This is a genomic window from Paraburkholderia sp. JHI869 (genome assembly GCF_038900775.1).
Lineage (GTDB): Bacteria > Pseudomonadota > Gammaproteobacteria > Burkholderiales > Burkholderiaceae > Paraburkholderia.
In genome coordinates this window covers 44,622-58,663 of record NZ_JAYMSC010000024.1, presented here as the reverse complement: position 1 = coordinate 58,663, position 14,042 = coordinate 44,622, and the positions used below count along the sequence as shown (strand labels likewise).

General features: G+C 65.0%; 13 protein-coding genes and 1 pseudogene. 5 read left to right on the top strand and 9 right to left on the bottom strand.

The window, feature by feature from the left end:
• The first annotated feature begins 120 nt into the window (after positions 1–120).
• Both VSR72_RS31395 and VSR72_RS31390 read left to right on the top strand, forming a co-directional pair.
• On the top strand, positions 121–957 hold the full coding sequence (locus VSR72_RS31395; protein WP_342956154.1) for a PPK2 family polyphosphate kinase: 837 nt from the start codon (positions 121–123) through the stop codon (positions 955–957).
• A gap of 76 nt (positions 958–1,033) precedes the next feature.
• The gene (locus tag VSR72_RS31390; protein WP_342956153.1) at positions 1,034–1,813 is read left to right on the top strand and encodes an exodeoxyribonuclease III; all 780 of its coding nucleotides are present in this window, start codon (positions 1,034–1,036) and stop codon (positions 1,811–1,813) included.
• Positions 1,814–1,843: 30 nt separating this feature from the next.
• On the opposite strand, the gene VSR72_RS31385 is transcribed toward VSR72_RS31390, so the two are convergent.
• The 8 genes from VSR72_RS31385 to argB form a co-directional block, all read right to left on the bottom strand.
• A complete protein-coding gene (locus tag VSR72_RS31385) occupies positions 1,844–2,974 on the bottom strand; it encodes a M48 family metallopeptidase (protein ID WP_342956152.1) in 1,131 nt (376 codons plus the stop codon).
• Positions 2,971–4,365, bottom strand: coding sequence for an AmpG family muropeptide MFS transporter (locus VSR72_RS31380; protein ID WP_342956151.1), 1,395 nt, complete (start codon positions 4,363–4,365; stop codon positions 2,971–2,973). Before VSR72_RS31380 ends, VSR72_RS31385 begins: the two co-directional genes overlap by 4 nt.
• Positions 4,366–4,446: 81 nt before the next feature.
• Complete coding sequence (gene metW, locus VSR72_RS31375; RefSeq protein ID WP_112170109.1) at positions 4,447–5,055, bottom strand: methionine biosynthesis protein MetW; 609 nt, start codon at positions 5,053–5,055, stop codon at positions 4,447–4,449.
• Entirely contained in the window at positions 5,052–6,197 is a 1,146-nt protein-coding gene (locus VSR72_RS31370) for a homoserine O-acetyltransferase (protein WP_342956150.1), read from the bottom strand. Before VSR72_RS31370 ends, metW begins: the two co-directional genes overlap by 4 nt.
• A gap of 311 nt (positions 6,198–6,508) precedes the next feature.
• Positions 6,509–7,099, bottom strand: a complete 591-nt coding sequence (locus tag VSR72_RS31365) for an HdeD family acid-resistance protein (protein ID WP_342956149.1) — start codon at positions 7,097–7,099, stop codon at positions 6,509–6,511.
• 60 nt (positions 7,100–7,159) lie between these two features.
• Positions 7,160–7,846: a nucleoid occlusion factor SlmA gene (slmA, locus tag VSR72_RS31360; protein ID WP_342956148.1), complete on the bottom strand. Its 687-nt coding sequence runs from the start codon at positions 7,844–7,846 to the stop codon at positions 7,160–7,162.
• 47 nt (positions 7,847–7,893) lie between these two features.
• Positions 7,894–8,652, bottom strand: a complete 759-nt coding sequence (locus VSR72_RS31355; RefSeq protein ID WP_342956226.1) for a pyrimidine 5'-nucleotidase — start codon at positions 8,650–8,652, stop codon at positions 7,894–7,896.
• Between the two features lie 52 nt (positions 8,653–8,704).
• Complete coding sequence (argB, locus tag VSR72_RS31350; RefSeq protein ID WP_028203194.1) at positions 8,705–9,604, bottom strand: acetylglutamate kinase; 900 nt, start codon at positions 9,602–9,604, stop codon at positions 8,705–8,707.
• A gap of 364 nt (positions 9,605–9,968) precedes the next feature.
• Here argB and VSR72_RS31345 point away from each other — a divergent pair, with 364 nt between their 5' ends.
• Entirely contained in the window at positions 9,969–10,205 is a 237-nt protein-coding gene (locus VSR72_RS31345; RefSeq protein WP_342956147.1) for a cysteine-rich CWC family protein, read from the top strand.
• Here the strand turns inward: VSR72_RS31345 and VSR72_RS31340 are convergent.
• The gene (locus VSR72_RS31340; RefSeq protein WP_342956146.1) at positions 10,195–11,868 is read right to left on the bottom strand and encodes a hypothetical protein; all 1,674 of its coding nucleotides are present in this window, start codon (positions 11,866–11,868) and stop codon (positions 10,195–10,197) included. The genes VSR72_RS31345 and VSR72_RS31340 overlap by 11 nt on opposite strands.
• A 117-nt stretch (positions 11,869–11,985) precedes the next feature.
• Here VSR72_RS31340 and VSR72_RS31335 point away from each other — a divergent pair.
• Positions 11,986–13,305: pseudogene (locus VSR72_RS31335) on the top strand (ATP-binding protein); the annotation flags it as partial.
• 150 nt (positions 13,306–13,455) lie between these two features.
• The gene (locus tag VSR72_RS31330) at positions 13,456–13,998 is read left to right on the top strand and encodes a response regulator transcription factor (RefSeq protein WP_254334412.1); all 543 of its coding nucleotides are present in this window, start codon (positions 13,456–13,458) and stop codon (positions 13,996–13,998) included.
• Positions 13,999–14,042 lie beyond the last annotated feature (44 nt).

The window sequence follows — 14,042 nt, the reverse complement described above, 5'->3', positions numbered from 1 at the left end:
GCTGTCGATCGGCAGGCTGGCAAGGCGGCGTCGTGCGTAGCAGTGCGGCGCCGCCTTGCCGCTTCAGGCAAGCCCAAGGCGTGAAGCCATCTGTATTCACGAGTGAGAGGAGAACAGCGTATGTCCAAGGTCCCGAGTCTCGACGACTACCGCGTGCCGTACTTCAGCGACAAGAAGACGGAAGCCTTCTCGCTCAGCGCGCTCGACCCCGCCGCGAAGCCATTTTCGACCGGCAGCAAGGACGGCGACCGCAACCGGCTCTCCGAGATCGGCAACAAGCTCGACGTGCTGCAGGAGCGTCTGCACGCGCAGCGTCACCAGCGTGTGCTGCTCGTGCTGCAAGGCATGGACACGAGCGGCAAGGACGGCACGATCCGCGGCGTGTTTCACGAGGTCGATCCGCTCGGCCTGCGTATTGTGGCGTTTCGCGCGCCCACGCCCATCGAGGCTGCGCGCGACTTTCTCTGGCGCGTGCACATGCAGGTGCCCGCAGCGGGCGAGCTGGCGATCTTCAACCGCAGCCACTACGAAGACGTGCTCGTGCCGCGCGTGATTGGCCAGATCGACTCGGCCGAATGCGAGCGCCGTTACCGCCAGATCCGCGATTTCGAAGCGCTGCTCGCGCAAAGCGGCACGTCGATCATCAAGTGCATGCTGCACATCTCGAAGGACGAGCAGCGTAGCCGCATCCAGGCGCGCATCGACGATCCGACCAAGCACTGGAAGTTCGACGTATCGGATCTCGAAGCGCGCAAGCACTGGGACGCTTATCAGGCCTCGTACCATGACGCGCTCGCGGCGACCTCGACCGAATACGCGCCGTGGTACGTGATTCCCGCGAATTCGAAGTCGCACCGCAACGTCATGGTGGGCGAGCTGCTGCTGCGCTTGATGGAAAGCCTGAAGCTCGAATTTCCGCCGGCCAAGGCAGAACTCAAAGGTCTCAAGATCGACTGAGACCGACCGTATTCCCTCGCGCCGCACAACGCAGCAACGCGACGCGAGGCAACGCACAATCAAGAGGAAAGAAGACATGTTGCGTGTGATCACCGCGAATCTGAATGGCATCCGCTCGGCGGCGAAGAAGGGCTTTTTCGAATGGTTCGGCGAACAGAAGGCCGACGTGCTCTGCGTGCAGGAAATCAAGTGCTCGCAGGACGACATGACGCCGGAGTTCCTCGCGCCGCACGACTTCACGGGCTACTTCCAGCATGCGGTGAAGAAGGGCTATAGCGGCGCGGGTGTCTATTCGCGCCACGAGCCCGATGACGTCATCATCGGCTTTGGCAGCGAAGAGTTCGACCCGGAAGGGCGCTATGTGGAAACGCGCTACGGCAAGCTCTCGGTGATTTCGGTCTACGTGCCTTCGGGCTCGAGCGGCGAAGAGCGTCAGGCCGCGAAGTACCGCTTCATGGACGAATTCATGCCGCACCTCGCGGAACTCAGGCGCGAGCGCGAGGTGATCGTGTGCGGCGACGTGAACATCGTCCACAAGGAAATCGACATCAAGAACTGGAAGGGCAACCAGAAGAATTCCGGCTGCCTGCCCGAAGAGCGCGCGTGGCTCACGAGCCTCTTCGACGACGTGGGCTACGTGGACGTGTTCCGCACGCTCGACCCGCGCCCCGAGCAATACACGTGGTGGAGCAACCGCGGCCAGGCGTATGCGAAGAACGTGGGGTGGCGTATCGACTATCAGATCGCGACGCCCGGCATTGCGCACAAGGCGAAAAAGACGTCGATCTTCAGGGACATCAAGTTCAGCGACCATGCGCCGCTGACCATCGACTACGACTACAAGGTCAAGAGCTGACGCTCACCCCGGCGCACTGCGAAACCGCTTTCAGGGCGCCGAAACTACCTTGCGCTTCTGCACGGCCGGGATGCCTTCGTAGTCGGGCAATTCGGCGAGCGGCTTGCCGATGGCCTTCGCGTAGAGCGGCATCATGTCGGCGAGGCGCTTGGCGATATCGGCGCGCCGCGCCGGCGTGTACGGATGCACGTAGATGAAGCCTTGATCGCGGTCGGCGCGTGTCGCCGCCGCGAGCTTGTCCCAGAGCGTGAGCGCGGCGCGCGGATCGAAGCCCGCGCGCGAGGCGATGTCGCTGCCGATCACATCGGCTTCGGTTTCGTCGGCTCGGCCGTAGTGCATCTCCACGAGCTGCGAGCCGATACCGAGTGGAAACACGCCGAGATCCGCGAGCCCGAAGAGTTGCGGCACGCTGCCCGATTCGATCTGCGCGGCCTGTTGTTCACCGAGGCGCTCGCGCACGTGCTCGCGCACCGCATGCGCGATTTCGTGGCCGAGCAGCATGCCGAATTCGTTGTCGTTGAGCTTCACGCGGTCGAGCAGGCCGCCGTACACGACGATCTTGCCACCCGGCAGCGCGTACATGCGAATGTCGTTCGAGCGGATCACCGCCACTTCCCACTTCCAGTTCTTGACGCGCTCGCCCCACTTCTGCGCGTAAGGCGAGAGCCGGTCGACGAACGCCCGCACGCGCTGCACGTGCGGATCGCTTTCGGCATAGAGGCGGTTCGAATGGGCCGCGCCGCGCACGATCTCGTTGAACTCGGCGGTGGCCTGTGCTTCGAGCATCGGCGAGGGAATCAGGTTGCGGTAGACGGCGGCGTTGCCGAAGCGCACCACGCGGCCGGTGTTCGGCGCGCCGGGAGCGACGTTGCCAGGCGTGGCGTTCGCGTTCGCACCGCTGTTCGGTGCGCCGTTTGCGTTATTCGCCGGGTTGATTGCGGCATTGCTTGCGCTCGCGGCGCTGCCTGCTGGCGGCGGCGTGACAGGATTGACCGGCACAGCCGCCGGAGCGCTCGTGGCGGCCGGATTCTCGGCACCCCACGCATTCCATGCAGAAAGGCCCGGCCACGCGGCGGCAAGCGCCAGCACGAGCGCACGAGCGCGTGCGCCGCTGCGCTGCGGCGCACGCGGGCTTGGCGCGACGGTCTCGTGCGTGCTCACGACCGGACTCTCCACGGGGCAATACGAATGAGCAGGAGCATACCCGGTACCGCGAGCACCGTGCAGACGATGAAATAGTCGAACCAGCCGATCTTCGCGACCACGTAGCCGCTCGCGGCGGAGGCCAGTGTGCGCGGCACGGAGGCGAGGCTCGTGAAGAGTGCGAACTGCGTGGCGGTGTAACGCGGATCGGTCGTGCTTGCAATATAGGCAGTGAATGCGGCGAGCGTGAGCCCCGTTGCAAAGGTCTCGAAGCCGTACACGAGCGCAAGCGCGACGGCGCGCGGGTCGAGCGTGAATTGCACGTTTGCGCCAAAGAGACCTGCGGCCCACGAAACGGCATGGCTCACGGTGAGCACCGCGTCATAGATCGCTGCGAGCGAGGGCGAGCCAGCGCCGAGCTGCGCGAGCCACGCGAAGCCAAGCGTCGAAATCATCTGCAGGAAACCGAAGATCCACAGCCCGCGCCCAATGCCGATCTTCACGAGCGCCACGCCGCCGATAATGCCGCCCGCGAGGCTCGCGCCGAACGCCGTCATCTTCGCGATCACACCGATCTCGGTGCGCGAGTAGCCGATGTCGAGGAAGAACGAAGTGGACAGCGTGGTCGCCATCGTGTCGCCGAGCTTGTAGAGGAAGATGAACGCGAGCACGAACAATGCCGCGGCGAGACCGTCGCGGCTCACGAATTCGGCGAACGGCTGCACGATCGCTTCGCGCAGGTTCTTCGGCGGCGCGCCGTGCACTTCGGGCTCTTTCACCACGAGCGTCATGATCATGCCGGGAATCATGAACGCCGCCGTCACGACGAACACGGTGCTCCACGGCAGATGGTCGGAGAGGATCAGCGCGAGCGAGCCCGGCACGAGCGCCGCAATCTTGTAGGCGTTCACGTGCACGGCGTTGCCGAGGCCCTGCTGCGTGTCGCTGAGCAGTTCGCGCCGGTAGGCGTCGATGGAAATGTCCTGGCTCGCGCCGAAGAACGCCACGAGCGCGGTGAGCGCGGCCACGGTCCAGATCGAATCTTTCGGCGAAACGTAGCCGAGCGTGCCAATGGCGAGCGCCACGAGAATTTGCGTGACGAGCATCCAGCCGCGCCGCCGCCCTGGGCGCCAGCCGGGCAGGCGCGGCACATAGCGGTCCATGAGCGGCGCCCAGACGAACTTCCAGGTGTACGGGAACTGGATCAGCGCGAAGAGGCCGATTTCCTTGAGATTGACGCCCTCCGAGCGCAGCCACGCCTGCACCAGATAGACGAGCGTGAAGAGCGGTAACCCGGAGGTAAAGCCGAGGAACACGCAGATCAGCATGTGCGTATTCAGATACGCACGCCAGCCGGGGTGGGATTCGTGAGCGGTAAGAGCGGGTGCCTCGTGGGGCGGATTCTGCATGTCGTCGTTAGCGGCGGCGGTGTTGGGTGCGGTTCTCGGTGAACCGGTCGGGCAGAAAAACACGCGACGCCGCGCACGGCGTCATTTTTTTCTCACGCGATAGACCGCAAGACTACCACGCCAGTTCACACCCCAACGAACGGTCTGGCCCCCATGGAGCACGGCGCGATCGAGAATTTCGATGCCCACCTCGGGCGCGAGCGCCTCGAAGTCCTTCACCGTGAGAACACGCACGTTCGGCGTGTTATGCCATTGGTAGGGCAGCGACTTCGAAACCGGCATGCGTCCGCGCAGCACCGAAAGCCGGTGCGGCCAGTAGCCGAAGTTCGGAAACGAGACAATGCATTCCTTGCCCACGCGCGCCGTCTCGCGCAGGATCGCGGCGGTCTGGTGAATGGTCTGCAGCGTTTGCGAGAGGATCGCGAAGTCGAAGCTCGCGTCTTCGAACAGGCGCAGGCCGTCTTCCAGATTCTGCTGGATCACGTTGATGCCGTTCTTCACCGAAGCGAGCACGCCCGCGTCGTTGATCTCGATGCCGTAACCCGTGCACTCGAGTTCCTCGGTGAGGAGCGAGAGCAGCGAGCCGTCGCCGCAGCCGAGGTCGAGCACTTTTGCGCGCGGTTCGATCCAGCGCGCAATGGTGCGAAAGTCGGGACGGGCGGAAAGACTGTCGAAAGCGCTCTGGTTCATGCGCCCACCTCAGCAGCAATACGTTCGTAGTAAGCGCGCACGACATTGTGATAGCGCGCGTCGTCGAGCAGGAAGGCGTCGTGGCCGTGCGGCGCGTCGATCTCCGCGTAAGTCACCTGGCGCTTGTGATCGAGCAACGCCTTCACGAGTTCGCGCGAGCGCGCGGGCGCGAAACGCCAGTCGGTCGCGAAGCTCGCCACGAGGTACTTCGCCTTCGTGTGCGCGAGCGCGCGCGTGAGGTCGCCGTCATATGCCTTGGCGGGGTCGAAGTAATCGAGCGCGCGTGTGATCAGCAGGTAGGTGTTGGCGTCGAAGTAGTCGGCGAACTTGTCGCCTTGATAGCGCAGGTACGACTCCACTTCGAATTCCACGTCGAAGTTGAAGTTGTATTCGTTCTCGGCGCCTTCCGCGCGGCGCAGCGCCCGGCCGAATTTCTCGGCCATGTCGTCGTCGGAAAGGTAAGTGATGTGGCCGATCATGCGCGCCACGCGCAGGCCGCGACGCGGCTTCACGTTGTGCGCGTAGTAGTCGCCGCCGTGGAAGTCGGGGTCCGAGAGGATCGCCGAGCGCGCCACTTCGTTGAACGCGATGTTCTGCGCGGAAAGCTTGGGCGTGGAGGCGACCACGATGCAGTGGCCGATCCGATCGGGATAACGCAGGCTCCATGCAAGCGCCTGCATGCCGCCAAGGCTGCCGCCCATCACCGCAGCGAACTTCTCGATGCCGAAGCGATCGGCCACGCGCGCCTGGGCGTCCACCCAGTCTTCGACCGTCACGACCGGGAACTTCGCGCCGTAGGGCTGGCCCGTGGCCGGGTCGACGCTCATCGGGCCGGTCGAGCCGAAGCACGAGCCGAGATTGTTCACGCCGATCACGAAGAAACGGTTGGTGTCGAGCGGCTTGCCCGGGCCCACCATGTTGTCCCACCAGCCGACGTTTTTGGGGTCGTCCGCGTAGACGCCCGCCACGTGGTGCGACGCATTGAGCGCATGACAGACGAGCACCGCATTGCTGCGCGCGGCGTTGAGCGTGCCGTAGGTTTCGACCACGAGGTCGTACCCGGCCAGCGCCGTGCCGTTCTGCAGTTGCAGGGGCTCGTCGAAATGCAGTGTTTGAGGAGCGACGATGCCGATCGATTCCATTCGTTCCGCCTTGGTTTTTCGGGCGGCTAAACGGTGTCGGCGGGCGCGGAGTGCGAAAGGATTGGCGCAGCTGACGACCTCTTTAGCCGCATTTATATCGAACTCCGGGGCTCAAGGCCTGGGAGTTCACGCGCCCGCAATCGAGTCAGCAAATCGGCGCGTGGATATTCCAAAAGGAATGCAGAGTATATCGGAAAAAGTGCAAAGCGACGTGCGCACAGGAAAGGCAGGCCGGGTGGCACGGTGTCCGCCCGGCGCATTCGCACCATTCCTTCACGTGCCCGCGCGCCGCGCGAGGCCACGGAGTCTTATCACTTTTTGGGCGCAGAAGGATTCGCGTTGCGCCAGCGCCGCAGCTGCAAGGCCGCGATGATCATCAAGATGCCGTAGAGGACCGCATAAGCGGCGATTACCCAGATCAGCGAGAGCGCGCCGGCGCCGGGGAACATCGCGAAAAAGAAGCCCACTGTCGCCGAGAGCAGCCCCGAAATGCCGACCGCCCACGGATGCGCGATGGCGTGCCGGTACTGGATCGCGTAGACGATTTCGAAGATGCCCGTGAAGAACGCCCAAACGCCGATGATCATCACGAGGACGATGGCCGTCTCGCCGGGCCAGAAGAACGCGACGAGTCCGGCGATCACGCCGATCAGACCGATGATCACATAGGTCCAGCGGCGTGTGCCGCCTCCGCGCGCGCCGTAGATGAGCGCGAACGCGCCGTCGACGATGGCGTAGGCGCCCCAGACGATGGCCAGCGTGAGCACGGTGAGACCGGGCAGCGAGAAGGCGAGCACGCCGAAGAGGATGGCGGCGATGCCGCGGGCGATGAGCCAGCCCCAATGGGCGGAGAGGCCCATCAGGATAGGCGGCAGGCCGAGAGGAGGAACGGGACGGTTCATGCGGCGATTCTCCTTGTAGCGACGCGAGCGGCCGCCACGGAAGAACGCCGCGCGGCCGTGCTATTGAAGAATGATGCGGATCTGCTCGTCGGCGTGCTCGCTCGGTGAACGAGTGAAGCCGCTTTGCGCATAGCGATGCCAGCAACCGATCACATAGCGCACGACCAGATTCGCACGGACCGTTGGATCGTATCCCTTGGCAGCGGCCTTCGCGTTGACATGGTCAGACCCCGAAATCGCCTTGCGCTCGGCTTCTTGTGCGAGGTCAACGCGCAGGCACTGGCGCAGCGACGCCTCGACGCGATCGAGCATCTGGTTCACACGCTCGGCGAGACGCTCGTGCTCGCCCACGAGGGCTTCGCAGGTCAGTACGCGGGTCATGCCTGCGTTGCGTGTGGAAAAGTTGACGAGCATGAGAGCGATCGCGCGCGCCTGCAGGAGGCCGCTCGGCTCCTTCTCGACGATCTGGTTGATGAGCCCGAAGAGTGTCTGCTCGATGAAATCGATCAGACCCTCATACATCTGGGCCTTGCTCGCGAAATGGCGATACAGCGCGGCCTCGGAAACGCCCAGGCGTGCGGCCAGCGCCGCGGTGGTGATTTTTTCGCCGCGCGGCGCCTCCAGCATGGTGGCGAGCGTCTGGAGAATGTGAATACGGCGTTCGCCCGGTTTCGGGCGGGGGGCGCGGCGGGCCGCGCCCGGCGATTCTGCTGCTTCGACTGCTTCACGCGTTTCTGTCGGCTGCATGGATATCGTCCCTGGCGTTGGCCCCTGGGTTCACGCTCCCCCGTTTTTTACTTCGAGCGTCCCAACTGCAGGCCTGGTTTCAGGGATTTTAGCGAACGAATGCGACGATCGACATAGTGAGGTCGACCGGTGGAAGGAAGATGCGCCGGCAAATGTCCGGTAATCCAGACGGTGCGGATGCCGAGGCGCCGATAGCGCTTGAGGTGGCCACGGGTGTCTTCGATGAGGATCGCATCGGCGAGCGCTACGCCTGCCCGGCGCAGCGTGCCGCGCAGCATCGCGCGGTCGGGCTTGGCGCGCCAGTGGCTGCGCGAGCGCATCCCCTCGATGGCGATCACGCGCTCGAAGAGGCGCTCGATGCCGAGCGCGGCGAGCACTGCGTGCGCGTAGTCCTCGGGGCCGTTGGTGAGCACGATCTTGCGGCCCGGCAGGGCGGCGAGCGTGCGGGCGAGGCCGCGCTCGGCGAGCAGCATGCCGTGCAGGTCGTCGAAGGTGTGTACGACCTTGAGGAAGTCGTGCGGGTCGATCGGATGATGGCGCGTAAGGCCGAGCAGCGTCGCGCCGTAGCGGTGCGTGTAGCTCACGCGCAGGTGATTGGCCTCGTCGCGGCTCACGCCGAGCGCATCGATGATGTACTGCGTCATTCCGGCGTTGATGGCTGGAAAGATCGCGTGCGACGCGCAGTGCAGCGTGTTGTCGAGATCGAAGAGCCAGACCGGGCCGCGTGAGGTGGCGGAGCCCGGCGCGCGGGCGACGCGGCGCGGCCGGTGCCGGACGCGTCTGGCATGGAAGCTGGAGTCGGTCATCGCGGGCGTGAGGCGCGGCGGCGGCACGGCGCCGCCGCCGGTGGGCGAGTGCTTAATGCGAGCGGATCATCGTGCCGAACGGCTGTTCGGTCAGGATTTCCAGCAGCACCGAGTGCTCGATGCGGCCGTCGATGATGTGCACCGAGCGCACGCCGCTCTTGGCCGCGTCGAGCGCCGACGAGATCTTCGGCAGCATGCCGCCCGAAATCGTGCCGTCTTCGAAGAGGGCGTCGATCTCGCGCGCCGAGAGGTCGGTGAGCAGGTTGCCCGCCTTGTCCATCACGCCGGGGATGTTCGTCATCATCACGAGCTTTTCGGCGTTGAGCACCACCGCGAGCTTGCCCGCCACGAGGTCGGCGTTGATGTTGTACGACAGGCCGTCTTCACCGAAGCCGATCGGCGAGATCACCGGAATGAACGCGTCGTCCTGGAGCGCCTTCACGACTGCCGGGTTGATCGCCTCGACTTCGCCCACCTGGCCGATGTCGATGTACTGACCGGGGTTGTCGCGGTCCGGCATCATCAGCTTGCGTGCGTGGATCAGGCCGCCGTCCTTGCCGGTCAGGCCGACCGCATGGCCGCCGAAGTGGTTGATGAGCGTGACGATGTCCTGCTGCACTTCGCCGCCGAGCACCCACTCGACGACTTCCATGGTTTCTTCATCGGTTACGCGCATGCCCTGGATGAAGGTGCCTTGCTTGCCGATCTTCTTGAGCGCCGTGTCGATCTGCGGGCCGCCGCCGTGCACGATGACCGGGTTGATGCCCACGAGCTTGAGCAGGATGACGTCGCGCGCGAAGCCTTGCTTCAGGCGTTCTTCCGTCATGGCGTTGCCGCCGTATTTGATGACGACGGTCTTGCCGTGGTACTGGCGAATGTAAGGCAGCGCTTCGGCCAGAATTTCGGCTTTCAGGGTGGGTGCGATCTGCGAAAGGTCGATGGGCTCGGACATGGCGGCGGAGACAGGACGAAAAACGGACGAAACTCGCGGACGAAGATCCGCGGACGAAAAACGCGGCCGCAAAACGGTCGAAACAGGCCGGATTGTACAGGACTGGCGCGGTGCAGCAGGGAAAACGCCGGGGAAAACGGCACGCATCGGACAGCCAGCGAGGCACATGCGCAACAGGGGCGCAACACGGGCGCGAGTGCATCGGCAGCGCGGCCAAACGGGGCGAAATGCGGGCGCAATGCGGGCGAAATGGGGGCGAAAGCAGCGGGCAAAATCAGGGGGGAAGACGGGGCGAAGGCCGCGCGGCTGGGCTGTGGCATCATCTCTTTGTCGCCAACCCATGGTTTCGAGAGGAGTGCGCGCCATGACCGCCTCCGCCGTGCCCGCCACAGGCATGAAAAGCGCCCGCTGCCCGCGCTGCGGCAACAGCTTCGACTGCGGCAGGAACACGGAACCCTTCGACTGCTGGTGCAAGTCGCTGCCCGCCTTGCCCGCAAGCGAGCTCGACCCGCGCGGGCGGTGCCTGTGCCCAGAGTGCCTCGCGGCGGCGGCGGCTCCGGCAATGGGAGCCGCGCCGAAGGCCGGAAGGGCTACGTCTTGATTGGTGCGCCGGGTTGTACGCCGCTTTGCATACGATCCGCGAGCGCCGCGAGATCGGTGCTCACTTCGTCGAGCACGGGCTCCCACTGTTTGAACGCCTTCTGTCGATAAAGCCGGGTATTCGGATACCAGGGGCTGTCACGCCGATCCAGCAGCCAGACCCAATGCGGATTCACGTCGAGCAACACCCAGGCGCGCTTGCCGAGCGCGCCGGCCAGGTGCGCACTCGACGTGCATACGGAAATCACCAGATCGAGCGAGTCGACGAATGCGGCGGTGTCGTCGAAGGTTTTCCACTCCGCGCTGAAGTCGGTCACGTCGAAGCCGGCTTCGCGCGCCGCCGCGATTTCCTGCTCCGCGCCGGGCTGCAGCGAGTAGAACGCCACGCCCTCGATGCCCCCAAAATGCAGGGCATACCGTTCGAGCCCGACGCGGCGAAACGGATTGCGCTTGTGCGTGAGGCTGCCCGTCCACGCTAGCCCGACCTTCAGGCGCTTTTCGCCCGCGAGGCGCTCGCGCCAGCGCGCCGCCGCCTCGGGATCTGTCTTGAGATATCGCGTGGGACCCGGGATCGTCGCTTCCTCGGTGCCGAAGATCAGCGGCAGGCTCAGCAGCGAGACCTCGTAGTCGTAGGGCGGCAGGTTTTCGACTGGGCCTCCCGCGCAGTACAGATCGCAATGTTCGCCCAGGCTGCGCGCGAGCAGCGCGCCCATCTGCGGAAACGAATTCCAGACGAGCCGGCCGCCTTCGCGGTGCACGCGCTCGGCGAGCATGGGTACGTAGCGGCAGAACTGCAGCAGGTCGCCCATGCCCTGTTCACCCCATACCAGTAACGTGCGGCCCGCGAGCGGTTCGCCTCGCCACTCGGGTTTAGGGAACACCGGGCGGCCCGCGGCCAGTTCGCTCGACCCCTGCCAGCGCAGTTCGTGGCCGGGCCAGCCTTCGGCATAGTTGCCCCGCAGAAGCTGGGTCATCGACAGGTTCACGCGTAGGGTTGCGTCGTTGGGCGCATACTGGCAGCCGGCGCGCGCGGCGCGTTCGACCTCGTCCCACCGCTGGGCTTCCTTGCAGGCCATCGCATAGTTGTTCAGTGCGAGCGGACTCTGCGGCGCAAGTTCGAGCGCGCGGCGGCTGGCCTCCAGTGGACGCGCCACGTCGGTATCCGACGGGAATACGCGCGCAAGGTTGATCCAGGCGTTGGCGTTGCCGGGCTCGTCGGCGGCTGTTTCTTCGAGCAGCGGCAGAATTTCGCGGTCTCCAAAATTGATCTGAATCAATGCCGTAGCAAGATTGTTGCGGAGATTTGGAAACGTGCGCGCGATAGCCAGCGCGTGACGGTAAGGTTCTACCGCTTCGGCGTGACGGTTTGCAAACTGCAGCGCAAGGCCCGCTGCGAACCACGCGGCGGCCCGCTTCGGTGCGAGCCGGGCGATCGCGGCGCACAGGCGCACGGCTTCTTCCGCCCACGCGCTATCCTGAGCGCGAGCGGCGATGAGCATGAGCGTGTCGTCGTCGATGCCGCGCAGCGAAGCGCGCGTGGCGGCCAGCAATTCGTGTGCGGACGCATCGTTCGCGTGAGCGGTCCCGCTATCGGCGGCGGCATCGATGAAATCGAGAAAAAAATTGCGCGCTGGGTAAAGGGCGTCAGGAAGCGAGGTCTGCATGATTCCTTCTTGCTTGTCAGAATGCGCCGAAGTTAATGTGGTCGGCGGATGACATAGATTGAAGCAAACCTTTTCAAGATAATGAATCAGACAAGTCTTAACCGGTAAACTGACAGCATGCATCGCATAACCGTCAGTGCTCGTGTCAATCTCAGCCATCTGTTCTGGCTGCGCAGTCTCGCCATCATCGGCCAGCTCTGCACGATCGCGTTCGTGCAGCTCTTCATTGGCGTTCAGTTGCCGCTGCCCGCCATGCTGTTCGTCATCGCCATGGAAGTGGCGTTCAACGGCGTGACCTGGCTGCGCGTCACGCAGGATCGTCCCGAGTCGAATCTCGAATTGTTCGGCCAGCTCTGGGTCGATCTCGGCGCGCTTTCCGCGCTGCTCTTTCTTTCCGGCGGCACGACCAATCCGTTCGTCTCGCTCTATCTGCCCTCGCTCGCCATCGCGGCCGCCGTGCTGCCGTGGTATCTCACCGCGTGGCTCGCGGCGTTCGCGGTGGCCTGCTACGTACTCCTCGGTTTCGACAACGTCCCGCTCAATCTCGACAATCCCGCCAACCTGTTCGACTACTATCGCGCGGGCATGTGGGTGAACTTCATGGTGAGCGTGTGCCTGATCGTGTGGTTCGTCGCGCGTATGTCGCGCGCGCTGCGCCAGCGCGACACCGCGCTCGGCGACGCACAGCAGCGCCTGTTGCGCGACGAGCGCGCCGTCGCGCTCGGCGTGCAGGCCGCCACCGTGGCGCACGAGATCGGCACGCCGCTTTCGACCATCGCCATGCTCACCGAGGAACTGCGCGACGTCGCGCGCACGGACAAGGGCCTTGCGCCGTATTCCGCCGACCTCGAACTGCTCGACAAGCAGATCTCGCTTTGCACTTCGGCGCTCGCACGCCTGCGCAGCCGCGCTTCGTCCACGGGCGCGCGCCAGGTCGTGAGCGAATGGCTCGGGCCGTTCGTCGAGCAATGGCGCTTGCGCCATCCGCACGTGAAGTTCGAACTCCTCGACAATGCGCCGAACGACTTAGCCCTCGACGACACCGTCGCCGTCGGCCAGATCCTCACCATCCTGCTCGACAACGCCGCGCGCGCCAGCCGCGATTTCGTGACCTTGCGCGCCTATGCGGCGGCACGCGCCGGTTACGTCGATTTCGAAGTCTGCGATGCGGGGCCCGGCATTCCGTCGTCGCTGCGCGCGTCGCTCGGCGCCGCGCCCGTGGACAGCACCCAGGGCGGTCACGGCGTTGGCCTCTATCTGGCGTTTTCTTCGGCGGCGCGGCTTAGCGGTTCCATCGAGCTTAACGACGTGACGCCGCCCGGCAGCGCGTCGGGCGAAGTGAGCGGCGCGGACGACGAGGCGTCGGCAGGCGCCGCGACCGGCAGCAGCATGCGCACGCGCAAGCCGCGCGGCACCCGTGCGGTGCTGCGCTTGCCGGCGAAGCAACTCAAGGCGGGTGAGGCGGGTGAGGCGGCTCAGGGGAATCCGGCGGCGGCGCGCGAAGGCGCAGCGTCCGCGGGTTCGGAGATTGGATCAGGCGAGGGGCCGGCCCGGCCCGACGCCGCGTAACAACACGGAGAATTAGGCATGAGCGATATGAGTTTTCTGGTCATCGACGACGACGAAGTGTTCTCCGACATCCTCGCGCGCGGCCTCACGCGTCGCGGCTTCGAGGTGAAGCAGGCACACAATGCGGAAGAGGCGATTCGCTTCGCCAACCAGCAGAAGTTCTCGCAGATCACCGTGGACCTGCACCTCGGCAACGACTCAGGCCTGTCGCTCATCGCGCCGCTGCGCGAACTCCAGCCCGACGCACGCATGCTCGTGCTCACGGGCTACGCGAGCATCGCCACGGCGGTGCAAGCGGTGAAGGACGGCGCGGACAACTATCTGGCCAAGCCCGCGAACGTCGAGATGATTCTCTCGGCACTCCAAAGCGATGCGAGCGCCATGCAAGCCGAGGAGGCCATCGAGCACCCGGCGCCGCTTTCGGTCGCACGCCTCGAATGGGAGCACATCCAGCGCGTGCTGGCCGAGCACAACGGCAACATCTCGGCCACGGCGCGCGCGCTCAACATGCACCGGCGCACACTGCAGCGCAAGCTCGCGAAGCGCCCCGTGCGCCAGTAAGCGCGAGCGCAGCAGCAAAAGAAAAGGGACCCCGCGGGGTCCCT

Coding starts and splice junctions, on each gene's coding strand:
- VSR72_RS31395 (WP_342956154.1), top strand. CDS start 121: ATGTCCAAGGTCCCGAGTCTCGACGACTACCGCGTGCCGTACTTCAGC.
- VSR72_RS31390 (WP_342956153.1), top strand. CDS start 1,034: ATGTTGCGTGTGATCACCGCGAATCTGAATGGCATCCGCTCGGCGGCG.
- VSR72_RS31380 (WP_342956151.1), bottom strand. CDS start 4,365: ATGCAGAATCCGCCCCACGAGGCACCCGCTCTTACCGCTCACGAATCC.
- metW (WP_112170109.1), bottom strand. CDS start 5,055: ATGAACCAGAGCGCTTTCGACAGTCTTTCCGCCCGTCCCGACTTTCGC.
- VSR72_RS31370 (WP_342956150.1), bottom strand. CDS start 6,197: ATGGAATCGATCGGCATCGTCGCTCCTCAAACACTGCATTTCGACGAG.
- VSR72_RS31365 (WP_342956149.1), bottom strand. CDS start 7,099: ATGAACCGTCCCGTTCCTCCTCTCGGCCTGCCGCCTATCCTGATGGGC.
- slmA (WP_342956148.1), bottom strand. CDS start 7,846: ATGCAGCCGACAGAAACGCGTGAAGCAGTCGAAGCAGCAGAATCGCCG.
- VSR72_RS31355 (WP_342956226.1), bottom strand. CDS start 8,652: ATGACCGACTCCAGCTTCCATGCCAGACGCGTCCGGCACCGGCCGCGC.
- argB (WP_028203194.1), bottom strand. CDS start 9,604: ATGTCCGAGCCCATCGACCTTTCGCAGATCGCACCCACCCTGAAAGCC.
- VSR72_RS31345 (WP_342956147.1), top strand. CDS start 9,969: ATGACCGCCTCCGCCGTGCCCGCCACAGGCATGAAAAGCGCCCGCTGC.
- VSR72_RS31340 (WP_342956146.1), bottom strand. CDS start 11,868: ATGCAGACCTCGCTTCCTGACGCCCTTTACCCAGCGCGCAATTTTTTT.
- VSR72_RS31330 (WP_254334412.1), top strand. CDS start 13,456: ATGAGCGATATGAGTTTTCTGGTCATCGACGACGACGAAGTGTTCTCC.